Below are 23159 nucleotides of genomic sequence, written 5' to 3' on the forward strand. Positions count from 1 at the left end.
GGAAGAAAGAAGAAATATGATTTCGAAGTATTGAGAAAACTAGTTGAGATATGGGAGATCCTGGACTTTCCTTGCGGCAAGAGATTCAAAGCGATTATTGAAGAGGCGATAGAGAATCTGATCAAGAATGGTCATTTGTCTTTGAGGGAAGAAGTTAAGCAGAAGCTTTTGGAAATAAGTTCCTCTACAATGGATAGACTTCTTCGAAGTGAAAGGAAGAAGATGGAACTGAAGGGTAGGTCACATACAAAACCCGGTACTCTCTTGAAGAAACACATAAGCGATATGCATCACCTTCCGGTTCTTATACACCCAAATCCTTAAAGAGGTCTATTGTGAAACACAACTAGATGAGCGAGGTAACTCTGTTCTTGCCGTTCCTCTTTGACTCGTAAAGAGCCTTATCCACCCTTCGAAGTAATCTGTCGTAATCGCTCTCGCCATCAAGAAGCGTGGAAACTCCAATGCTTATGCTCAATTTCCCGCATTCTTTCGGTTCAAGGGAATTGAGGCCAGAGCGTAGTTTCTCCGCCACTTTCATCGCACCCTCTAGATCCGTATTTGTAACCAATACCAGAAACTCGTCGCCTCCCCATCTTCCCAGATGGTCGCAACTCCTGATATTTGACTGAACGAAAGAACACATCTCCTTGAGAGCTTCGTCGCCGGCCAGGTGACCGGAGTTATCGTTAATAGTCTTGAGATTATCGAGATCAAGCATAAGCAAAGAAAGCGGAATTCCATATCTCTTAGATCGATCCGTTTCAGTCTTCAACAGCTCATCGAGTGAGTATCTATTCATGACACCGGTAAGCATATCAGTAGTTGCAAGTTTCTTGTACTTCTCCTGGCTCTCGCGGAGAGCCTCTTCAATCTGTTTAGTGGGAGAAATATCAATGTGAGTTCCAAGAATACGGGTGGCCCTTCCGTTCTTGTCTCTCTCTGCAGCTTCTCCCCTATCGTGAACCCAGATCCACTCACCACTCTTTGAAAGCATCCTGTACTCTACTTCGAAGTGATCTGTCTCTCCACTATAGCATCTGTCCATCTCCTCAAGTGAAGGCAGAAGATCTTCAGGATGAACAAGCTCCTTCCACTTCTGGAAAGCAATAACCGGTTCGCCCGTAGAATAACCCATAATCTGATAGTACCTATCGTTTATGGATAGCTCTCCTTCTTTGATTCTGAAGTCCCAGAGACCAACATTCCCACCTTTCACAGCAAGCGCAAGCCTCTCCTCACTCTGGCGCAACGCATCTTCGACTCTCTTCCTCTCCGTTATTTCGGTCAACAAAACGACGCTACCTCTTGTCTTTCCACCTTTGCTGAAGATTGTCGTCTTTCTGGAATCTACTATCTTCTCTCCCACCTCTAGATCGGACTTCGATAGATCGGAACCAAGAAAGCTCACAATAGGCTCGATACCTTTGAAAGCGTCACTGAAATGTAGTCCGATGGAGCTTTCACTTTCCACACCAAACATCGAGCAGGCCATAGGATTTATATCGGCGACTGTTCCTCTATCGTCAGTAATAATCACACCGTCAGGCAGACTTTCGAAAACCGTCTCTTTGGCAACGGGTCGTATGTCAAATAACCTGTACCTCATAACACCTAGCGCCATAAACACCCCGGCAATAGTGAAGGCAATCGGAGTCATGTCGAGATATCCGAAATCGACAAATCCAAAGAGGTAATTTAGATTCACGAGTACCGGGAAAAAAGTCCCAAGCAGAATCATCTTCAGCTGACCCTTATAAGGCCCTCTCGAAAGAATATATTGCTGAGCAATTAAGATTAAGCTCAAAAGAAGCAGTACATAACTGTAAGAGATTCCGAACCAGAAAAGCGGACCATGGACAAGTCTCTGTACTGGAAAGGATGCACTGAGATCCAGTTCGCTGACTGAATAATAGAGCCAGTGAACCTCATTCGTCCACATCGATACAAGCACCGCCACCGGGACAGCAAAGAGCAAAGAGATCCTTCTCCAGGTGAACCACTCTCTTTTGTCGAGAATTGCCATCGAGAAAAGAAAGAGAAAAACCGGCGTGCATACTATTCCAGGATATGAGATCTTGTTGAGAAGCCTCATTGTTTCCAGGTCATGCCCGAGCAATTCAAACGCATAAAAGAATGCCCACCATGCAATCGAGAACATCAAGAGGCTTAGAATCCCGGCTTCAAGAATCCCTCTCCGCCTCGAAAACAGTATAGCCATTACAAAGCATACACCCGCTGCAAGAAACGTCAAAAAAGCATAAGTATTCATTTCAAACACTCCATTGTGATCTCATATTGTAATTATATACTTTGCCCCTATTCATAAGCCACAGATCAGCTTCCTTGCACTTTGTGAATACTCAGTTGCAAGTTCCATGATGCATGGCTGGCTTCGCCAGGAAGTGATGCTGCTTCGCAGGAGGCGACAAAATTAGCAGAAAGAAAATGGGACCTTACTAGCCAGTCACCTTCGGTGGCCAGTTCCGACTTCGTCGGCTGAACAAAAAAACGAGAAAGAGCGTTGTCGAGAGGTTCGCTTTGCTCACGAGAGAAGAGAGAGAGAAAAAAACTAGAAGAACATCAAACCGATTTCGTGCGGCCAGTTCCGGCTGCACCAAGCTAAGAACCGTCGTTTGTGGTACGTGGTTGGTGGTTGGTCAAGAACAAAGAGCTAGAGCCCCCTATAAATCAAAGAGTAACGAAATCCAGTTTGCCCTGAACAGGAGACCCCAAACAGGTACATATTGGGGCAAGCTTTTCAGGGCAGGTTCTATGGGATGACATGAGGGGAAAATTTCAGAGCGAAACGAATTTGGCGCTTCCTTTCTTGTATGCTCTTACCAACAACCAACAACCAAGAACCGCTCTTGCTAGGAGCACAACGGGATGACAACCTTTTCGTGCTTTGGATCATCCTGGCGCGCTTCCGGTAAGGATCTGCATCCTCTCACAATATGATCTTGACCAAGAACGAGGAACAGATCCTCGCTCTGGAACGAAGAACAGATTTTTTTCTCTCTTGGACGGTCAACTAAGGACGTCTCTTCAAAGCCCAAATCTAGTCCCTATTTAGCAAGAAGCTACTCTTTTACGGGCGGTGCATCTTTCTCCTTATTTAGAGCGTCGATCAGTTCATCAACCAGTTTGGGATTAATTGTGATTCCCTTTTTCGTCGGCTTGTAGTCGCCTTCATCATCCTGATAGTAGATCCTGAGATCCAGGAATTCGTGGCCTTTAAACTCTCTCTTCGAGACTCGAACTATCTCAGTGTCATTTCTCTTTATGTCTGTCAAACTCTTCACTCCTTTCAATTTTTATCTTTCCCTTTATATCACACTCGAACAACTTAGGCTATCCCGCTTTTGAAAGTCAGTGTTAGAATCAATTTACAAGTGGGAAGGTGGTAGATTTCTGTGGTGGATTTGATCATGATAGGTGCCGGTAACAGGGGATACTTTGCATATGGAGAGGCGCTAAGGTCTATAGATGGATCTCGGGTCGTCGCTGTGGCCGAACCCGATCAATTAAGAAGAGAGAGATTTGCAAAGAGGCATAGTATAGGCACCAAGGATTCTGTCGCAGATTGGCAGGTTCTTCTTTCGAGACCTAAATTCGCTGACGGTGTGATAATTGCTTCTCCGGAAACAGAACATGTGGAACCCGCCATACAAGCGCTTGCAAGAGGTTACTTCGTTCTTTTAGAGAAACCTATCTCTGTCGGGCTCGAAGGTATAGAATCTTTAGCAGACTTGGGTGCAGATACCTCCAGGCTATTCGTTGCTCATGTGTTGAGGTATTCCAGCTTTTTCAAGCGGCTGAAGTCTCTCCTTGATTCTGATTCAGTTGGAATGATACAGGCAGTTGAGTACACCGAGCAGGTCGCTTCCTATCACTTCGCTCACTCCTACGTAAGGGGTAACTGGAGAGACTCGACGCGTACCGGTCCCTCTATTCTCTCGAAGAGTTGTCACGATATGGATATTCTCACCTGGCTCCTTTCTTCGAAGGCTCTCTCGGTAATATCTAAAGGCGGACTCAAGTATTTCAGAAAGGAGAACGCACCCGAGAACTCAGCTGAACGATGTTTGGACTGCCCTCTGAACGAAACCTGTCCATATTCCGCTGTTACGCAATACTTATCAGACAATGTCGACTGGCCTGTGAACACTATCGGAAACGACATGTCTTTTGAGAGTCGCAGAGAGATTCTGCGTACGAGCAGTTACGGAAGATGCGTTTTCAGAAGCGATAACAGTGTCGCAGATTACCAGAATGTGCTTATCTCGTTTGATGACGGGGTCGATGCTTTCTTCTCGATGAATGCATTCACAAGCGCGAAGACAAGGAAGATCCTTGTCAGTGGTAGCCATGGCGAGATAACCGGCGATTTTGAAAGAGACAGTATAGAAGTCAAGCTCTTTTCAGGCGACAACAAGACTTATCTTGCTACCCACGATGGCTCGAGGCACGGAGGCGGCGATAGTGAAATAGTAAAGAGTTTTGTGAGATACCTTGAAGGGGAAGCAGGGTCCTTATCCACTACATTCGAAGACTCACTTCAGAGCCATTTAATGTGCTGGGCCGCAGAGAAGTCCAGGCTCATGGGAGGTACACCAATTGATCCCTGGAGTCTTATAAATCTATGAATTCTCACCGGTAAGCTCTACAAAGACGTCTTCCAAAGAGGGTCTTTTATGTTCGATATCTATAACTTCAAGCTTCATTTGCAGGATCCTGGGAAGAATATCCTCAATAGTGCATCCCTGCTGGAAGTTGATCTTCACAACTCCATTCAATCTACTTTCACTAAGATAGCCATCAATTCCTTTCAGCGAAATCGAAGGCGTGCCATTTATAGTAACGATAACTTGATCCTTGTTGAGAGAGGATCGGATGTCTTCAATTCTTCCGCTAGAGACAAGTTTGCCTTTATGCATGATGCCTACTGACTTCGCGATGTGCTCTGCTTCACTCATAATGTGTGTTGTAAGCACGATAGTTACCCCTGATTCGTTAAGCTCTTTCACCATATTCCTGATTGTTCTTGTTGACTGTGGATCTAAACCGAGAGTGGGCTCGTCCATGAAGAGTATCGACGGCTCGTGAAGCAGTGCCCTCACGAAGTTCACTCTTTGCTTCATCCCCGTCGAAAAGATTCTTACGGGCTTGTCTTTCCAGTCAGACATTCCCACCTTCTCGAGAAGAAGATGGATTCGCTCAACGGCCGACTTTCTATCCATTCTCAGCATTGAAGCAAAGAAGAGCAGATTCTCAAATGGAGAGAGACGGTCGTAAAGAATCACTCTCTCAGAAATGAGACCGACCTTCTCTCTTACCTGTTTGGCTTCGGTCTTGAGATCCATTCCCGAGACGTTTACATCGCCGGAAGTGGGTTTGATCAATCCTGTTAGAATTCTAATGAGAGTCGACTTCCCAGCCCCATTTGGTCCAAGAAGACAGAAAAGGTCGCCTTGATCTATCGAAAGCGCCACGTCATCAAGCGCTCTGAACGAACCATACTCTTTCACCAGATTCGATGTAACAATTGCAGCCACGAATAACCACCTCATCAAATATTCTACTACATTTCCTGTATATGGCTCTTGAAGTTGTGCTGTGTTGAACCACATAATACCACTGCAGTCTAAATGTTAGCCTAGATCTTTGACAAGTTACTGGGAGTGAATTATTTTGATGCGATCCTCCGTTCGCGCTACCTCGACTCTGTACTATTGACGGCATCCTTAAAATCTGATATATTTAGATTCGTGAACGGGGAGTAGCGCAGTTGGAAGCGCGCCTGTCTTGGGCACAGGAGGTCGCAGGTTCAAATCCTGTCTTCCCGACCAATGGTCATTAGTGCGGCTGTAGCTCAATTGGTAGAGTATCGCCCTTCCAAGGCGAATGTTGCGGGTTCGACTCCCGTCGGCCGCTCCAGCGCCCGTGGCTCAATGGATAGAGCACTGGACTTCTAATCCGGGGGTTGCAGGTTCGAGTCCTGCCGGGCGCGCCATGCAATGTTCGTGGTGGTTGTAGCTCAGTTGGAAGAGCGCCTGACTGTGGATCAGGCGGTCGCGGGTTCGAACCCCGCCAGCCACCCCACTCCTTCTTTATTTCATGCGCCCGTGGCTCAACGGATAGAGCATCGGATTTCGGCTCCGATGGTTGCGGGTTCAAATCCTGCCGGGCGCACCATCCTAAATCTCTCCCAGTAGCATGACAGGTCTCAAAGGAGGTAGCAGTCATGGAAGTCCTTAAGGTAGCAACCCACTCAAAACCAAATGCAGTCGCTGGTGCACTTGCCGGAGTACTCAGAGAGAAGGGCTTTGCGGAGATTCAGGCAATTGGAGCAGGAGCGGTGAATCAGGCAATAAAAGCGATTGCAATTGCAAGAGGGTATGTAGCTCCTAGCGGGATGGATCTCGTATGTGTTCCAATGTTTTCTGACGTTGAAATCGATGGTGAAGTGAGAACGGCAGTAAGGTTTTATGTAGAACCGAAGAAGTAACCTATAGACAAAAAGGGCCCCTAAGGGGCCCTTTATTCATTTGATCTCTGCTACCGCTACTTCGCCCGGACCCAATGACAAATGGAAATCTCCACCAACATTCCATTCAGAGTGAGCGTCGAACCCTTTGAGTCTCCAGGAGACCTTGTGTTCACTCTTCCATGTATGATAGCCAAGATCTATGTGGAAATCCTTCATGCTAGAAAAATCTCCGTTTGCTACCGTAAGCAGCCCTTTGGTGCCGTTCCAATAGAACAATCCGGCCGACTTCAAGTCATTTTCCCACATTAGTTTGAGATTGCCAGCGCTCAACAAATCGAAATTGCTTTTTCTCAATGAAGAAAGGAGAGAAATGAGGTCTATCATATCTTCTTCGGCATTCCAGTGGAGCACATAAGGATCGAAGAACGCGAGCTTTCCGTAAAAGGGATCGTTGGGTGGAAGAACGTAACGGCCTTCTTCGTCGTTATCCAGGCCTAGATTCATCGGCTGAATCTCGAAAACCTCCTGTCCCGAATTTATGTAGGTGATTCCATTAGGCAGGAAGTAGTTGAGAATTGTGGCGAACCTGGAGAATTTCCTTCCATTAGGCCTGGAAGCTGCCCTCGGCGTGTCGGGAGTCTCTATTCCTGCCAAAGTGGGCAGCCTGAGACTTGGCAGCACTTTATACACAAGCTCTTTGAACTTTCCTTCATCTATTCTCGGTTCCATCCACCATGTGTTTCCCAGAATACAGTCGTAGCCTGACTGCCTGGCCTTTTCATCGTTACCCATAACAAGCTCTTCGGCAATGATTGCAAAGGATGGGTCTCTCTCCTTTGCCTTGCGAATAATCCTGAGCTCAAGCTCCCTAGGAAGTGCGTGCCCCATATCTAGTCGAGCTCCATCTACACCGAATCTTTCGTTATAGAAGGGCATGATGTTTTCTATACTCTCCCATAGATCGGCCATCGGCTCGCTTCCGGGAAAGAAAGACGACTTGACAACATCGAATAGGACATAAGGCGGTTGATCCTCACTAACAAACTTGCGGGATTCAGTTGGATGATCCTTGTAGAGTCTTAGAAAAGTTATATCGTCCCAAGTGGGCTGGTTGTCATTTATCCAGTCGGAAAAGCCCGGCGGGGTTATGAGGCCGAACTCAGAGACTAGTTCATCGAGAAAGCTTTCAGTGCCGTCGTGGCTAGCTACGAAGTCTCTCCATTTCTCGGGGTAGAGCTTCGCTGGCGAGTGGCTGAAAAGCGATAGATGCTTCTTTACGTTTTCATTGGAATATATGATGGGCAAAGTCTCAACCTTTGCCTGATCGAATCCAAGCGGTTCGATCTTCGGCGGCCTGTACTCGTCGAGTCTAGATGCGTCTATCCAATAAAACCACTCCGGGTGTTTGAGAATGAGTGCAGAATCACGGGCCGAGGTCCTGGGTATGAAATCTAGGACAACCCTCATTCCCATGACGTGAGCCGCTTCAACAAACGCCGTGAACTCTTCTTCAACATCCATATCCTCCAGCAACACATCGTGATACCGCTTGTCTATTGAAAAGAAGTCCTTCACCGAATAGGGCGAACCTAGCTCACCCTTCTTGAATTTATCACTATAGCTCGTAACCGGCAGAAAGTAAAGAGTATCGAAGCCCATCTTCGAGAGAAAAGGCAGCATGAAGATCATCTTGAGAAACGTTCCAGATTCGGAATACTCCTGTGAATCCAGATCAGAGAAGAACTCAGGGTCGTGGTGCGAGTAAGCGGTTGTAGTTCTGACAAATGAGCCGTATATGATTGCCGAATTGATCCAGGAGTTGCCGCTCTCATTTCTGATTCTTCCGAGAGGTCTCGAGTAGTCTGTATCCTTTTCAGCCAACGCAGTAATTCTCTCAACTATACTTGAGCCATATTCATACGGATCAACGAATATGTATCGGTCTCTTAGCTTGACAGTCCCTGAATATCCTTCAGGCAGCCACTCTTTAGGAATAGAGTAATTCAGGTTTCCCTTCTTGCTCTTCAGAAGCTGTTCGATCCTGTCGAGGATCACATTACCACCTCCAAAAAATGAGGGCAAGACCGCCCTCTGGCGGAGGCGGTGGGACTCGAACCCACAAGGGGCGTCAACCCCACCGATTTTCGAGACCGGCTCCTTAGCCAATTAGGATACGCCTCCGTTCTGAATCGATTATATCACGGGCTGTAGCGCTGTCAATGTGGTAAACTTGCACCACAGAAGGATCTCAACCAGTTTGAAACTCTTTCTCGTTCGTAATGATAATGTTACTCAGACACTCTCCTCACCCTACTACATATGATAGAATTTTGATCGCGAGCGGTTTTTTCGTGCGTGAAGCAGGTCTTAAATCCGAAAGGTACCTCGTTTCAGCACATTTTTATTGCATGAGGAGGTGGCTCTTAGTGTACGCCATCATTGAAGCCTCGGGAAGACAGTACAAAGTCGAGGAAGGTATGACTCTCTTCACCGAAAGGCAGAACGGGAAGGAAAGCGGAGACGAAATTGTCTTCGACAGAGTAATTCTCGTCCACAACGGACATGAACCGATTGTAGGCAAGCCTTATGTGGACGGCGCAAAAGTTGTAGGCAAGGTTGTTTCTCACGGTAGAGACAAGAAGGTGCTGGTCGTAAAGTTTAGTCCCCGAAAGAACTTCGACAGAGTAAACGGTCACAGGCAGTGGTTCACAGAAGTCTCTATTGAGAAGATCGATACGGGGGTGAAATGAAATGGCCCGGAAAGGCACCGGTAGGTCGAACGGAAGAGACAGTAATCCCAACTATCTGGGGATTAAGAGAGGTGAATCTTCAGCCGTTAGGGCAGGCTCGATAATCGTAAGGCAGAGGGGAACGAAGATACACCCGGGAAACAACGTTGGACTGGGCAGAGACCACACCCTCTTCGCACTTATAGACGGCAAGGTTCACTTCGAAGAAAAAAACAACCGCAAGTACGTCAGTGTCTACAGCGAGTAAGCTGTTCTGTTAAGGAGGATTGCATCTATGAAAACTCAGAAGACACCTTTGTGCAGATGGGCAGTTACCCATTCCAAGGTGCAGACGAAAAGAAAGGGAGAAATCGAGAAGACTCTCGGTTACCTCGTTGATCACAATGGCAACAAAATAGAGAAGAAATGGTACGTCGTCGACGCAACTGACGTTCCACTCGGTAGACTTGCTGGGCAGATCGCTATGGTTCTTATGGGAAAGAACAAGCCTTACTACACTCCTCATCTCGACACCGGCGATTTTGTCATTGTAGTAAATGCCGACAAAGTCAAGCTTACCGGCAAGAAACTCGACCAGAAGATATATTACAGATACTCGGGCTATCCGGGAGGCATAAAGGAACGAACGGCAAGACAGATGATGGACAAGTTCCCGGAAAGAGTCGTTAGGCTCGCAGTCAAGAGAATGCTCCCAAAGAAGGCTTTGGGCGAGAAAATGCTAAAGAAGCTGAAAGTATATGCTGGCCCGGAGCATGACCACGCTGCGCAGAAACCCGAATTGATTGAACTGGTTAAATGAGGAGGTTGAGGCATGGCTGACTTTGTGAATTATTACGGAACAGGTAGAAGAAAGACCTCTGTCGCCAGAGTTCATCTGCGACCTGGTACCGGTAAACTTATGATAAACGGAAAGGAATTCAAAGACCTCAAGGAATACCTTGCAAATGACGCATGGGTAAGAAGCGCTTTGAAACCTTCCGTGGTGACGAACACGATTGGTAGATTTGATATGCTCATAAGAGTCAATGGCGGAGGACTCGGAGGTCAGGCTGGAGCGATAAGTCTTGGAATTGCCAGAGCACTTGTCAAATTCAACCCTGATCTCAAGAAGCTTCTCAGGCAGAACGGTCTCTTAACGAGAGACTCGAGGGAAGTCGAAAGAAAGAAATACGGTCTCAAGAAAGCAAGAAGAGCACCTCAGTTCTCTAAGCGTTAACACATTTTAAAGAATACGGCCCGTACATAGAACGTATGGGCCTTTTTTTGCCGGTGGTGGTTCAGTGTTCACCAAAGAGGAACTCGACGAGATAAAAAAGTCCATAAACATCGTCGAATTCATCGGTCGCTATGTGAACCTGCAGAAGGCCGGAAGCTCTTACAGGGGATTATGCCCATTTCACAGTGACAACGATCCTTCGTTCTATGTTCACCCTCAAAGGGGCTTCTTTCATTGCTTCGGCTGTGGAGAGAAGGGTGATGTAATATCTTTCTACCAGAAGATTGAGAGTCTATCCTTCTCGGAAGCCGTGAAGCGGCTTGCAGATCATGCAGGGATTGTCGTCGAAATCGATTCGACGGAATCGGAATACGACAAATACACATCCATAATGTCTCGTCTAGCAGATGTTTACAGTCGTGAGTTGAAAGAAGGCAACTCAGCCGTAATGGAGTATCTTGTTGATAGACGCAAGATTTCGCTCGCCACAATAGACGAGTTTAAGCTGGGTTACTCCCCAGATGAAAGAACTTTTCAGCAATCGTTGCCGTCAAAATGTAGGGTCGATGAAAAGACCCTTGTTCAGTTTGGCATATTGATTGGAAGAGGGTCTTCTTTGAGGGATAGGTTTTCGGGCAGACTACTGATTCCTATTGACAACGAATCGGGCAGAGTAGTTGGATTCGGGGGAAGAATCATGGTTTCCGAACAAGGACCGAAATACACGAATTCTCCTGAATCGAAATACTTCCAGAAGAACAGACTTTTGTTCAACCTTTCACGCTCAAAAGGAGCAATCAAGCAGCTGAATTACGCAGTGATAGCAGAAGGGTATTTTGACGTCATCTCGCTCTTTGAGGCAGGCATTACCAATGCCGTCGGTTTGCTAGGAACGGCTTTAACGGAGCGACATCTACGGATTCTGGGCAATTACACGCGGAATTTGCTGTTCTTTCTTGACTCGGATGATGCCGGCCAGGCAGCAACACTAAGATCGATAGATATTGCTGAGAAGATCGATTTTTCGACGGCTGTAGTTGTCTCACGAAATCACAAAGACCCGGCAGACCTATTTGTCTCTGAAGGTGCAAAGGCGATTCAAGAAGTTCTTGCGGCAGCTATACCTGGACCTGCTTTTAGAGTGGAGTTTTTTGCGAGGAAACTAGATTTGTCGGTCCCTCAGGGGCGAAAACATCTCATTGAGTATCTGAAACCATATGTGATCAATTTCAGAAACTCTGGCAGTCTGGCGACCGTTCAATCAACTATCGCTGCGCTTTCTCAGAAGACAGGATACTCTGAGCGCGAACTCGAGTTGGCCCTTAAGGGAGGTCTTGGCGGACAGTCAAGAAGTGAAATCGGAAGAGGACTGGTTCTTAAACTGAAAGATCATGTAAGAATCTACCTGCAACACCCTTCACTCAGGTCAAAGGTTGTGAAGCAGCTGGAGCTGATTGCAGAGAGCGGAGATTTGAAGGAGATTCTGAAAGGAATGAAAAGAGGTCTGGAGCTTGAGGAGTTGCTGGACCTGGTTGACGAGATTGTAGGGAGAGAGTTGATCGATTTGGCATCCAGTTGCATTGATTTTGAAACGGCTCAGAGAATACTCGAAAAGACAGGTGAGTATGCAAACAGGAAACTAGTGGAAGAAGAGATGGCCGAGATCGACAGGAAGATGCCGAATGTAAAGGACGAGGGGGCGAGAAGAGCTTTGTTGGTCAGGAGGATCGAGCTCAGTAGATTGCTCGATAGAAAGATGAAGGGTGGCGATCAATTTGGAAAAGCAGAAAAAGAGTAAGAAGACGAGTGCAAAGGTGATTGAAGAGAATATCAAATCGCTTGCTGCAAAGATTGCAGTTGAAGATGAAGATTCGGAAGAAAATGGCGAAAACAATGCTCCTATTACAAAGGAAGAGATAGACAAGCGAATAGCGAAGCTTCTAAGGCAAGGAAAGAAGAAGGGATTTATAACTTACGAAGATATAGATAGCGCTTTTCCTCCTGATTACGAGGGATTTGACTCAACTCTTGTTGAATCGATATATGAGGAATTCGAGAAGAACAAAATCAATATCGTTGAAAAGGAACCAGTAGAGGAAGACGGTGATATAGAGAGTGAAGGCAGTGATGAGTTAGTATCTATCCTGGAAACGACACCTGAAATGTACGACAACATCTCGCTCAAAGACCCGATAAAAATGTACTTGAAGGAGATAGGCAAGATATCGCTTCTTACGCCAAGCAGGGAACGAGAACTTGCTCGCCGTGCTCAAAAGGGTGAGCCGAAGGCAAAGGAAGAACTAATAACCGCAAACTTGAGACTTGTTGTCTCTATTGCTAAGAGATACATAGGGCGGGGCCTTACTTTCCTGGATCTAATTCAGGAGGGAAACATAGGGCTCATAAAAGCCGTAGAGAAATTCGACTGGAAGAAGGGATACAAGTTCAGCACATATGCAACCTGGTGGATAAGGCAGGCGATTACCAGGGCCATCGCCGATCAGGCAAGGACTATTAGAGTTCCAGTCCATATGGTTGAGACAATCAACAAACTGAACAAGGTCATTCGAGAACACCTGCAGGACTACGGGGAGTATCCAACTATCGAGGAACTGGGGAAACTCACCGGGAAAACGCCGGAGAAGATCGAAGAGATCTTGGCTGCATCGAAGGAGACGGTTTCGCTTGAGTCACCAATTAGTGGTGACGAAGAATCGACAATGGGCGACTTCATTCACGACGACTCCATGGAGCAGCCGGAGGAAGCGGCAATGAAGATGCTTCTCAGGGAACAGATAGATCAGATTCTCGACACGCTTTCACCTAGAGAGGCGATGGTACTGAAGATGAGATATGGTCTTCTGGATGGAAAGACAAAAACGCTTGAGGAGGTAGGTCAGTTCTTCAACGTCACCAGAGAGAGAATTCGACAGATCGAAGTAAAGGCTCTCAGAAAGCTAAGGCACCCTTCAAGGAGTAAACAGCTCAAGGCGCTGTTGGGAATGCTTAATACGTCTAAGCGCGACTAATTTAGCCATTTAATAACAGTGTCTTAATTTATGTATCACTTGAGAGAAAAGTCTAGTGTATATAATGGAAAACACGTATGAAGGGACGTGAAAACTTGGCCGAAAAAAAGAAAGCAAGACCGGTTGAAACAAGTCCCAGAATTCTTTCTCAGATCGAACTATTAAAGAAGGCTAAGAGTGGCGACTTGCTCGCCAACAGGGAGATTCTTAGTCGATTGAACGATAGGAACGCTAAAGAGGAGCAGTCTCGTGATTGAGACTGCTCTTTCTTTGGAAGGCTTCTCTCTTATCGTCGACGGCAAGAAGATGCTCGACAATGTTTCGCTAGAAGTTCCGAAGGGAAATATCGCTCTTCTACAGGGAGCAAGGGGATCGGGTAAGTCGGCAATTCTGAGAAGCTTCATTCATCTCAACGAAGAGCTCTTCGATGATGTCCAATATACGGGATCAATAAAGCTCTTTGGATCGGATATCGACCAACTTGACAGAAAGAGCGTAAGGAATAGAGTAGCTTACGTGGATACGACATTCCTCGAAGCTATGTCAAACTTCACTTTGATTGAATTCTTCAGATTCCTGAAAGGAAAGCGATTCGAATTCGAGGATTTTGAAGAGAGCGAACTCGATCTTTTCAACGAGTTGGATCTTCTTGATCTTCTGGCCGTCAAAGCAGAGACCTCTCTCAAGACGATACCACTTTTCAAAAGGCTCTCGCTGCTGGTCTTTTCTACACTCATACGTCACCCCGAGGTGATCATTCTAGACAACATTCTTGATCACCTTGATGACGATGCCTGCACAGAGGTGAAGAACGTCCTTATAGATACCAGAAACAACACGACTCTGATTATCTCTTCCAGGTTTGTTCTGAGGCTTCTAGACATTTCTGATTTGTTGATTGTCCTGAAAAATGGTAAAATTTCATATGTAGGAAGTCCCGAGATTTTCGTTCTGAACAACCGATAAGTACTCGCCGTTGGAGGTGAACCATGAACGTCCTTACCGTTACGCTTAACCCTGCTCTCGACAGGGAAATAGTTGTTGAGAATTTCAAGATCAATGAGTTTCACAGGGTGAAGAATCCCAGTTATTCGGTTATGGATCCAGGAGGTAAGGGCATAAACGTTTCCGTGATTCTCTCCGGCCTTGGAGTTAGAAATATCGCCATGGGTTTTCTTGGCGGGTATATCGGAAAGGTTGTCGAAGAGAGAATGCGTCTGATGAGCGACCTCATCACTACCGCATTTATTCACGTTGAGGAAGAGACAAGAGAGAATATCGCTATTGTTGACCCCGTAGGCGAGACGATAACCGAGATCAATTCTTCGGGTCCTCTCATTAAGCCCGATGACTTGAGAATGTTTGTTCGTAGATTTGATGTGGCACTCTCCAGGGTCAGACATGTTGTGATCTCTGGGAGCATCCCGAGAGGTGTGGACAACGAGATCTGCAGGTCCTTATGCAAGAAGGTAAGTAACTCGGGAAAAGTATCGTTCGTGGAGGGTATCGGTCCCGCCTTCGAAATGGCCGTAGAAGCAGGAGTTGTGACTGTGGCTCGCCCGGATTTGAGAAGCAGGAAACTGCTTTTCGGAGAAACGATGGTAGATCTGAAGGATTATGTGAAAGCTGCAAAAAGGATGCTAGAACGCGGAGCCAGGCTTGCGATTCTCTCTTATGCAGTTGAAGGAGACGTGATTGCAACAAATGACGGTGTGTGGCTGTTCAACACTAAGAGCCATATTGATAGATCTCATCTTTTGGGGACTGGAGACGCCTTCATGGGTGGAGTTGTCAACTCCATGATAGAAAACGAAAATGATTACTTCCTGGCTGCAAAAAGAGGAATGGCTGCAGCCGTTGCGGAAGCAGAGTATATAAGCAAGGAACGTATCTCTCTTGAGGATATTGATGAACACATGGACTCATTCGATATACGAGAGCTGGAGTGATCTAGATGAAGGTTAGAGAAGCGATGATAAGAGACGTTTCGGCGATGTTCGAAGATGAAACCATAGAGGATTTCATTGTCTTATGCCTGAGGCAGAATAGGTCGGGGCTGCCGGTTGTTGATGAGGAATTCAAAGTTGTAGGATTCTTGAGTGAAAGTGATGTTATCAAGAGCGCACTGCCCAGTTACTTCAGTCTTCTTCAGTCTGCATCTTTCATTCCCGACACCCATCAGTTCGTCATTCGACTCGGCAAGATAAAGGACGATCACGTTTCGCAACATATGGTCAAACCGCCTGTAGTTATAAAACCAGATGACACAGTGATATATGCGGCAGATCTTCTGATCAAGAACGGTCTCAAAGTGATGCCGGTTGTAGATGAATACGGTAAGTTGATGGGCATAGTAAACAGGATTCATTTGATTCACGCAGCAACGCAAGGCAAGATAGATAGATGAAAAAAACAGTTTCAATCTACACTTTCGGCTGTAAGATGAACCAGTATGAGTCACAGGCAATGGCCGAAAGACTAAAGGACTTTGAAGTCAGTTTTTCTCAGGAACAGGCAGATCTCTTCATATTGAACTCGTGCACTGTGACCTCCGAAGCAGAGAGAAAGCTCAGACAGCTTTTCAGGAGGCTGAAGGCACTCAATCCGGACTCTAAAATCATAATCGTAGGCTGTTACTCCGAGCTTTCACCCGAGGAGCTGATGGTACTTGGTGCAGATGAAGTTGTAGGAGTTAAAGAGAAGAGGGCCATTCACAAGTACGTTGCGAGGCAGCTAGATAGACCCGACGGAGTTCCTCAAGAAGGTTTTTTCACCGTTACTTCGAGTATTGAAGGAAGAACGAGGGCTTTTCTCAGCATAGAAGACGGCTGTCTGAATAACTGCTCGTATTGCAGAATCAGGCTGGCAAGAGGAAGCAACGTAATCAGCAAACCAATAGATATGGTTAGGAAGGAATTCGAAGGATTGGTCCGAAGAGGCTACAAAGAAATCGTCCTGACCGGGATCAACATCGGATACTACGGGGTCGACTTAGATTCGTCTTTGACGGAGCTTCTTAACGAGCTTGACGGTTTAGACGGGAATTGGAGAATAAGACTCGGTTCACTCGACCCCGATACCGTTGATAAGAGCTTCCTCGATCTACTGGCCGGTTCATCGCGAATTGCAAGACATATGCACCTGTCGTTGCAGAGTGGTTCTGATAACGTCCTGAAATACATGAAAAGGAAGTACACAATAAGCGAGTACCTTAGAGCTGTTGAGAGCACCAGAATGGTAGACCCTAGATTCGCGTTCACAACGGATTTAATAGCGGGATTTCCTGGAGAACTTGACGAGGATCATATGCAGACGCTTCGAATAATTGAAGAAGTGAATTTCCTGAAGGTTCATGTGTTTAGGTTCTCAAAGAGACCGGGAACAGAGGCTGCAGAGATGAAGGATCAGATAGAATCCGGAGTGAAGAAGGTAAGAGCGCAGCAGCTAATTGAGGCTGGAGCGAAGTCGAGAGAGAGGTATCTCGAGACGCATATCGGCCAGACAAGCAAAGTCCTGATAGAGAAAACCGACTCTTCTACGAGTCGTGGTTTCGATGAATACTATGTGCCTCACGTCGTCAACGGAAGACAAAGCGGCTTTGTGAATGCGACGGTAACGAATTTCGAGAGTCACAAGGAGGGTTCCGATGCTGAACTATATTGCCGATCGGTGGTGCGATGAAGATTCTTCCCTGGTCAGTATTCTTGTTCCGGGAGTAATGAACAGTGAATCGGTCTACGAAGTAGTTCGAACGTACAACGGATTGCCTTTTGCATTCAGAAAGCACTTTGAGAGGCTCAAGCAGTCGGCAAAACTGTTGGGCCTGGAAGTCCCTTTCAGCTGCAAAGAGCTTAACTCTATAATCATGGAAGGGCTTGAAAAAAACAAGGCAGTACAGACAGAGGATTTCAGAATCAGAATATCGCTACTCAGTTACGGAAAGGAAAGCAGGGCAGCGGTCATCTTCAGCAAGCTTCCCTCTGTGTCGAAGGATATCTATGAACTCGGAGTGAAGGTGTGCATTTCGCCGTTTACAAAGCCCTCGGGCGATATCCTGAATCCTCAGCTGAAAATGCCGGGCTCTAGCTGGAATATCAGAACGAGAAAGTTGCTCGGAGACAATTACGACATGATTATACTGAATGAAAAGGGAAACGTCTGTGAAGGATCGTTCTCGAATGTCTTCCTGGTCATCGATGGTTCGGTAGCTACTCCGGATATCCGCTCGGGAGTCCTTCCAGGAATAACGCGTGATAACGTAATCGGTCTATGTGAATCTCTGGAGATCACAGTTGAAAAGAGACCTATCCCGTCGTGGGAGTTATTCTGTGCCGATGAGATATTCATGAGTCATACGAGCGTAGGGATCGTTCCAGTAAGGAGACTGGAAGAGAAAGTGCTTATTGAGGACTTTACAGATGGAATGACGAGACTGCTGCTCGACAATTTCGAGGGATACATAATGACAGAAGACAGCAATTGGAGCGGATTAGATGAAGTGGAGCCATCGAACTATAGGGCAGATATTTGATGAACTGGTGAAAAGCTCGGGGCTGTTCAGAAAGATAAAAGTCTTCGAGTTGAATAAAGACTGGGAAGAGATCGTTGGTCAGCCAATAGCAAATCACTCGTCAATTACGGATTTTACTGACGGGACTCTCATTGTAAGTGTTGATGATGGAATGTGGCTCAATGAAATGAGACTAAGGGAAAAGGCTCTTCTTACTAAGCTGAACTCTGCATTAGGAGTAGAAGCAATCAGAAGAATTAAATTTAGAATTAGGCGATAGACATGGAGGTGTTAAATGTCTGATTTATACAATGCTCAGAACATAAAGATACTTAAAGGATTAGATCCGGTTAGGAAGAGACCGGGCATGTATATTGGGTCAACCGGAAAGTCGGGTCTTCATCACCTCATTTACGAGATAGTCGACAACAGTATTGACGAGGCAATGGGAGGATACTGCGATAGAATAGACATCGTTATCATGGAAGACGGCTCCGTGGTAGTGAGAGATAACGGAAGAGGAATTCCAATAGATATCCATCCAGATACCGGGACAAGTGCACTGGAAGTTGTCATGACAACTCTCCACGCCGGAGGTAAGTTTTCAAAGGACTCATACAAAATCAGTGGGGGACTGCACGGAGTGGGGGCTTCTGTTGTTAATGCTCTGTCTGAATGGATGATCGTAGAAGTAATGGTTGACGGAAAGGTATACAGACAGAAGTACGAAAGAGGAAAGGCTTTGTCGCCCGTTGAGATGGTTGGCGAAGCAAAGGAAAATGGTACAGTAACCAGCTTCAAACCCGATCCTATGGTTTTCGCAGTCACTGACTTCGACTTTGACATACTTGAGGCACGATTCAAGGAATTGGCCTATCTGAACGGGGGAATAAGGATCTCCTTCGAAGATAGAAGAATCGGCGAAAAGAGAAGCTATCACTTCGAAGGCGGAATCGTTGAATTTGTGAAGGCAATCACCAAGAACAAGAAGTCAGTTCACAAGGATCCCATCTACCTGGAGGGGTCCTATAACGATGTCAAGATACAGCTCGCGATGCAATATACCACGTCGTATGATGAGGATGTTCTCACATTTGTAAACAACATCAAGACAATTGAGGGCGGCACTCACCTGACTGGATTCAAGACGGTGCTCACAAAGACGATGAACGATCTCGGCAGGAAGCACAATATACTGAAAGACAAGGATCAGAATCTGCAGGGCGAAGATCTGAGAGAAGGTCTTTCGGCAATACTGAGTGTCTTTGTGAAAGAGCCGCAGTTCGAAGGGCAAACTAAGGCAAAACTTGGAAACGATGAGGCATTCGAAGCAGTTATGAAAGTCGTTAAAGAAAAGCTGGAGGAGCACTTCGACTACAATCAGAAGGATCTGAAAGCAATACTTACAAAGGCTCTCGAAGCTGCACGTGCGAGATTGGCGGCGAAGAAAGCACGAGAGATGGTTCGAAGAAAGAATGCTCTTGAAAACACTACTCTGCCAGGCAAGCTGGCAGATTGCATCTCGGAAGATCCAGAGGAGACAGAGATCTTCATAGTTGAAGGGGACTCGGCCGGAGGCTCTGCCAAGATGGCCCGTTCGAGAGAGACTCAGGCGATCCTTCCGCTTAGGGGAAAGATCCTGAACGTTGAAAAGGCCGGACTCGACAGAATGTTGAAGAGCGAGACTATAAGCAATATCATAGTCGCTCTTGGTACAGGAATGGGCGAAGACTTCGAGATTAAGAATCTAAGGTATGGAAGGATTATAATAATGACGGATGCCGATGTCGACGGTGCACATATCACGACGCTTCTTCTTACTCTCTTCTATCGATATATGACACCACTAATAACCAACGGCAAGGTCTATGTCGCTCAGGCACCGCTCTACAAGATAGAACTGAACAGGCAGAAACACTATTTCTATAGTGATGAGGAATTGACTACGTTCATTAAGGAGCATTCCGATAGAAAACTCAATTACTCGAGATTCAAAGGGCTTGGCGAAATGAATCCCGAACAGCTGTGGGAGACGACAATGAACCCCAGCGACAGAAAACTCGTACAGATAAACATAGAAGATGCTCAGGAAGCGGATAGAGTCTTCACAATACTAATGGGTAGCGAGGTGGAGGAAAGAAGATCGTTCATTGAACGGCATGCATTGAGTATTTCCAATCTTGACGTATGAGCCTTTCACTTAGAGCCGGTATTTGTGTGGTAATTCTCTTTGCCATTTGGATGGTTTCTATTGCGAATTTCGTACTGGAGTCATTCTTCACGGCACCGGTACAGCAGTTGACCAGGATCGTTAATTTCGGTGAGATTCTGGTTGAATTTCCTTTGGCCTTTAGAAGAACCTGGAAAACTGATATAATTTACCCACCGGGAAGCATTGACGTTTCCGGCGGAAGAGTCTTTTTGAAACCGGGAAAGTTTTTGGTGAGTTATAGAGACAAATATTACTGGGTCTCCGACGATTTTGTTATAGTTGATTATGCCGATCTTTCGGAGGTTGTGAGTAATCCGATTATCGGCGGCGTTAGTTTTCTTCAAGAAAATGGAGTTTATATAGCCACCGAAAGAGACATAGAGATTTTTGCCGGAGCGGTAGAGGGCATTCTTGCTGACAGAAGAGTACTGGCACTGGTATCTTACTTTGATTTTGAAAACAATGTGTTGTTACTCAGAAGAGGGATCAGAGTGAAGGTACTTGACTGGGAAAGCTTGGAAGCAAATAAGGACCTTCTTCTTCAGTTAGAAAACGCCTCCGACAGAAGCGAATATATTTTCTTGAGTGATGGTAAACTGTTGAGAGCGAGGTGACATTGATGGCCAGGGGGAAGGATTATACAGTTTCTCTCGATGTTGGCACGAACACCCTTAAGGGTGTGGTGGTAAGCAGAGAACAGACAGGTCAGATGACTCTTGAGGCTTATGGGAGTGTCAAGACTGTTGGGCTCGACAAGGGCGAGGTTAAAGATGCGGTTGCTCTTAAGCAGTCCATTCAGAAGCTGATTGAGGATCTAACAGGTCAGATGGGCAAGAAGGACGTTGAGGCAGACTTCAAGATCAGTTTCACAGATGGGGACTATTCAGTATTCTCGGAGAACATAGAAGAAATTCTCTCCGAAGAGAAACAGGTAATGGTGAAAGAGCAAACGATTTTGAGCATTATGAGTCGTCTCAAGGCGGAGAAGATGAAGACGGGCAACACTAATATACACAGAAGCTATATCCGTAAGTATATTCTCGATGATGATAAAGTCGTCTTCAATCCCGTTGAGATGTACGCGAAGAAACTGAATGTCGAGATGGTTTTTGTTTCAAGCGAAGGCAAGTCGGTCGAGATCTTCAGAAGGCTCTTCGAAGAACTCTTCGGCAGAGGTGACTTCTTCATCTCTCCAGCGCTTATTTCTGCATCTGAAGCTGTATTGACGGATACTGAGAAGCAGCACGGTGTGGTTAGCGTTGTCCTCGGACACAGTTTCTCCGAAACCGTAATCTACAGGGAGAATCTTCCCGTTTACATCTCGAGAATTCCTCTTGGAATAAGACACATAGTGCTGGATGTAGCGAGGGTTCTCGGTACATCGGTAGATGAAGCCGAGAGATTGCTTGTCAATTACGGCCATTGCAGTATGTTCCCGCCTGATGCTGAAGACGTTGTGGAGTACTTTGGACTTGATGAAAGAACTAGAAAGAATGTCTCGGTAAGAAGACTCTCCACAGTTATCTATGCGAGGGTGAAAGAGCTTCTGAACAAGATCAGAAAAGAGATCCAGCTCTTCATAATAAACAATCCGGAATACTCCGAAGAAAGGATTCCCGGAGGAGTCGTTTTCACTGGTGGGGGCTCCAAGCTGAGAGGTCTTACGGATGTAGGCGTTGAGTCTCTAAAGATGCCGGTAAGAATTGGTACATATGAGACTAGTTTCAACAAAAGAATTGAGAACAGTCATGATGTTGCTAATGACCCAGTATTCAGCTCCTGTTTGGGCAATCTTGTTTCCCCCGAGGAAGTCCAGGGAGAAGCCGTAGAAAGCGTGGTTGAAAGACCCAAGAAAGACTTTGGATCGTTTATAAAATCCCTCTTCTTTGGAGGTGAAGATGATGAGCTTTGAGATTGACACAGGAAAGAAGAATGCTGAAATCAGATTGCCATCCATAAAAGTCATTGGTGTTGGTGGAGCAGGCGGTAACGCCGTAAACAGAATGATATCCGAAGGAATCCACGGCGTCACTTTCATCGCGGCAAATACAGATATTCAGGTTCTTGAAAGCAATAAGGCCGATCTTAAGATTCAGCTTGGAACTGAACTGACTAGAGGCCTGGGAGCCGGCGGTAACCCAAATGTCGGTGAGAGAGCGGCAGAGGAATCGGTTGACGAAATCGGGACCTTTCTTGAAGACACCGATCTGCTGTTTATCACTGCAGGAATGGGCGGTGGCACCGGAACGGGCGCAGCGCCAATAGTAGCTTCGATTGCAAGGGAAATGGGAATCCTGACCGTTGCAGTGGTCACAACCCCCTTCTTCTTCGAAGGTAATACGAGATTAAAGACTGCCAACGAAGGCTTGAGAAGGCTTAAGAACTCAGTGGATACTCTCATCAGAATCTCGAACAACAAGCTTCTTCAAGAACTGCCGCCGAACACTTCAATCGTAGATGCCTTTGCAAAGGCCGATGAAACTCTCCATCACGGAATCAAGGGTATCTCCGAGCTCATAACAAAGCGCGGGTATATCAACCTGGACTTTGCCGATGTCGAGTCGGTTTTGAGAAATGCCGGAACGGCGATGCTGGGAATTGGTGTGGGCTCAGGCGAAAGACGTGCAGAAGAAGCAGCTCGAAGAGCTCTTGAAAGCCGACTGTTGGAAAAGCCGATCGACAACGCGACGGGGATTATTCTAAATGTTTCGGCGAAGAACATAACCTTGAGAGAGATGAATATTGCGGCTGCAATTGTGAGACAGAACTGCAGCGAAGACGCAGACGTGAAGCTTGGGCTCATTGTCGACCCGGATATGAACGATGATGAACTTGACATAACTTTGATTGCAGCGGGCCTTGAACTAGACGAGGGCGAACTCATGGGTGATGCTTCCGACATCCCCGCGATTTACCGATTCGGACTGGATATAAACGAGGAGGAGTGAT

Annotated in this window: 23 protein-coding genes, 6 tRNA genes and 1 pseudogene; 25 read left to right on the forward strand and 5 right to left on the reverse strand. The window is 46.3% G+C overall.

Annotation, left to right across the window (positions count from 1 at the left end):
• A pseudogene (locus B3157_RS02315) lies at positions 1-294 on the forward strand (ISNCY family transposase); the annotation flags it as partial.
• 52 nt (positions 295-346) lie between these two features.
• Here B3157_RS02315 and B3157_RS02320 read toward each other — a convergent pair.
• Positions 347-2272: a histidine kinase N-terminal 7TM domain-containing diguanylate cyclase gene (locus tag B3157_RS02320; RefSeq protein WP_292588572.1), complete on the reverse strand. Its 1926-nt coding sequence runs from the start codon at positions 2270-2272 to the stop codon at positions 347-349.
• A gap of 811 nt (positions 2273-3083) precedes the next feature.
• Complete coding sequence (locus tag B3157_RS02325) at positions 3084-3296, reverse strand: transcriptional coactivator p15/PC4 family protein (RefSeq protein ID WP_099829468.1); 213 nt, start codon at positions 3294-3296, stop codon at positions 3084-3086.
• Between the two features lie 120 nt (positions 3297-3416).
• Between B3157_RS02325 and B3157_RS02330 the strand changes: the two genes are divergently transcribed.
• Positions 3417-4649, forward strand: coding sequence for a Gfo/Idh/MocA family protein (locus B3157_RS02330; protein ID WP_292588575.1), 1233 nt, complete (start codon positions 3417-3419; stop codon positions 4647-4649).
• Here B3157_RS02330 and B3157_RS02335 read toward each other — a convergent pair.
• On the reverse strand, positions 4644-5558 hold the full coding sequence (locus B3157_RS02335; RefSeq protein ID WP_099829470.1) for an ABC transporter ATP-binding protein: 915 nt from the start codon (positions 5556-5558) through the stop codon (positions 4644-4646). The two genes, B3157_RS02330 and B3157_RS02335, sit on opposite strands and share 6 nt — an antisense overlap.
• 218 nt (positions 5559-5776) lie before the next feature.
• Here B3157_RS02335 and B3157_RS02340 point away from each other — a divergent pair.
• The 6 genes from B3157_RS02340 to B3157_RS02365 all read left to right on the forward strand — a co-directional run bounded on the left by B3157_RS02340 (position 5777) and on the right by B3157_RS02365 (position 6511).
• A tRNA-Pro gene (locus tag B3157_RS02340) sits at positions 5777-5852 on the forward strand.
• 12 nt (positions 5853-5864) lie between these two features.
• Positions 5865-5940: transfer RNA gene (locus B3157_RS02345), tRNA-Gly, on the forward strand.
• Positions 5941-6016 (forward strand) — tRNA-Arg (locus tag B3157_RS02350). It begins immediately after the preceding tRNA gene.
• A gap of 13 nt (positions 6017-6029) precedes the next feature.
• A tRNA-His gene (locus tag B3157_RS02355) sits at positions 6030-6105 on the forward strand.
• Between the two features lie 17 nt (positions 6106-6122).
• Positions 6123-6198 (forward strand) — tRNA-Arg (locus B3157_RS02360).
• Positions 6199-6247: 49 nt separating this feature from the next.
• Positions 6248-6511 (forward strand): stage V sporulation protein S, encoded by a 264-nt coding sequence (locus B3157_RS02365; RefSeq protein WP_099829471.1) that lies wholly within the window; start codon positions 6248-6250, stop codon positions 6509-6511.
• A gap of 36 nt (positions 6512-6547) precedes the next feature.
• Here B3157_RS02365 and B3157_RS02370 read toward each other — a convergent pair whose 3' ends face one another.
• Together B3157_RS02370 and B3157_RS02375 are read right to left on the reverse strand one after the other, a co-directional pair.
• A complete protein-coding gene (locus tag B3157_RS02370; protein WP_292588579.1) occupies positions 6548-8548 on the reverse strand; it encodes an alpha-amylase family glycosyl hydrolase in 2001 nt (666 codons plus the stop codon).
• Between the two features lie 37 nt (positions 8549-8585).
• A tRNA-Ser gene (locus B3157_RS02375) sits at positions 8586-8674 on the reverse strand.
• A 245-nt stretch (positions 8675-8919) separates the two neighbouring features.
• On the opposite strand from B3157_RS02375, the gene rplU reads away from it, so the two are divergent.
• The 17 genes from rplU (at position 8920) to ftsZ (ending at position 23158) form a co-directional block, all read left to right on the forward strand.
• Entirely contained in the window at positions 8920-9243 is a 324-nt protein-coding gene (rplU, locus tag B3157_RS02380) for a 50S ribosomal protein L21 (protein ID WP_214060004.1), read from the forward strand.
• Position 9244: 1 nt separating this feature from the next.
• A complete protein-coding gene (gene rpmA / locus B3157_RS02385) occupies positions 9245-9490 on the forward strand; it encodes a 50S ribosomal protein L27 (RefSeq protein WP_103134275.1) in 246 nt (81 codons plus the stop codon).
• A gap of 27 nt (positions 9491-9517) precedes the next feature.
• A complete protein-coding gene (rplM, locus tag B3157_RS02390; protein WP_099829475.1) occupies positions 9518-10042 on the forward strand; it encodes a 50S ribosomal protein L13 in 525 nt (174 codons plus the stop codon).
• A 12-nt stretch (positions 10043-10054) separates the two neighbouring features.
• Positions 10055-10459 carry a 30S ribosomal protein S9 gene (rpsI, locus tag B3157_RS02395; protein WP_103134276.1) on the forward strand — a complete coding sequence of 135 codons (405 nt, stop codon included), beginning with the start codon at positions 10055-10057 and terminating at the stop codon, positions 10457-10459.
• Between the two features lie 64 nt (positions 10460-10523).
• Positions 10524-12257 (forward strand): DNA primase, encoded by a 1734-nt coding sequence (dnaG, locus tag B3157_RS02400; RefSeq protein WP_214078092.1) that lies wholly within the window; start codon positions 10524-10526, stop codon positions 12255-12257.
• Between the two features lie 16 nt (positions 12258-12273).
• Entirely contained in the window at positions 12274-13488 is a 1215-nt protein-coding gene (rpoD, locus tag B3157_RS02405; protein WP_414674204.1) for an RNA polymerase sigma factor RpoD, read from the forward strand.
• A 95-nt stretch (positions 13489-13583) separates the two neighbouring features.
• Positions 13584-13745 carry a hypothetical protein gene (locus B3157_RS02410; protein WP_099829479.1) on the forward strand — a complete coding sequence of 54 codons (162 nt, stop codon included), beginning with the start codon at positions 13584-13586 and terminating at the stop codon, positions 13743-13745.
• Positions 13738-14454, forward strand: coding sequence for an ATP-binding cassette domain-containing protein (locus B3157_RS02415; protein WP_103134278.1), 717 nt, complete (start codon positions 13738-13740; stop codon positions 14452-14454). The genes B3157_RS02410 and B3157_RS02415 overlap by 8 nt, the downstream gene beginning before the upstream one ends.
• A 23-nt stretch (positions 14455-14477) precedes the next feature.
• Entirely contained in the window at positions 14478-15437 is a 960-nt protein-coding gene (locus tag B3157_RS02420) for a 1-phosphofructokinase family hexose kinase (protein ID WP_214078091.1), read from the forward strand.
• Positions 15438-15442: 5 nt separating this feature from the next.
• Complete coding sequence (locus tag B3157_RS02425; RefSeq protein WP_214061238.1) at positions 15443-15895, forward strand: HPP family protein; 453 nt, start codon at positions 15443-15445, stop codon at positions 15893-15895.
• Entirely contained in the window at positions 15892-17169 is a 1278-nt protein-coding gene (gene mtaB, locus B3157_RS02430; protein WP_292588588.1) for a tRNA (N(6)-L-threonylcarbamoyladenosine(37)-C(2))-methylthiotransferase MtaB, read from the forward strand. Before B3157_RS02425 ends, mtaB begins: the two co-directional genes overlap by 4 nt.
• The gene (locus B3157_RS02435; protein WP_214078089.1) at positions 17135-18019 is read left to right on the forward strand and encodes an aminotransferase class IV; all 885 of its coding nucleotides are present in this window, start codon (positions 17135-17137) and stop codon (positions 18017-18019) included. Before mtaB ends, B3157_RS02435 begins: the two co-directional genes overlap by 35 nt.
• Positions 17982-18278 (forward strand): DUF721 domain-containing protein, encoded by a 297-nt coding sequence (locus B3157_RS02440; RefSeq protein ID WP_099829485.1) that lies wholly within the window; start codon positions 17982-17984, stop codon positions 18276-18278. The genes B3157_RS02435 and B3157_RS02440 overlap by 38 nt, the downstream gene beginning before the upstream one ends.
• A 15-nt stretch (positions 18279-18293) precedes the next feature.
• Positions 18294-20189: a DNA topoisomerase (ATP-hydrolyzing) subunit B gene (gene gyrB / locus B3157_RS02445; protein ID WP_214078088.1), complete on the forward strand. Its 1896-nt coding sequence runs from the start codon at positions 18294-18296 to the stop codon at positions 20187-20189.
• A gap of 26 nt (positions 20190-20215) precedes the next feature.
• Entirely contained in the window at positions 20216-20824 is a 609-nt protein-coding gene (locus B3157_RS02450) for a DUF4894 domain-containing protein (protein ID WP_243392271.1), read from the forward strand.
• 5 nt (positions 20825-20829) lie between these two features.
• The gene (gene ftsA / locus B3157_RS02455) at positions 20830-22122 is read left to right on the forward strand and encodes a cell division protein FtsA (RefSeq protein WP_099829488.1); all 1293 of its coding nucleotides are present in this window, start codon (positions 20830-20832) and stop codon (positions 22120-22122) included.
• Positions 22112-23158, forward strand: coding sequence for a cell division protein FtsZ (gene ftsZ / locus B3157_RS02460; RefSeq protein WP_243392272.1), 1047 nt, complete (start codon positions 22112-22114; stop codon positions 23156-23158). Before ftsA ends, ftsZ begins: the two co-directional genes overlap by 11 nt.
• Position 23159 lies beyond the last annotated feature (1 nt).

Origin of the sequence: Mesotoga sp. UBA5557, from assembly GCF_002425715.1 — a bacterium.
GTDB lineage: Bacteria > Thermotogota > Thermotogae > Petrotogales > Kosmotogaceae > Mesotoga.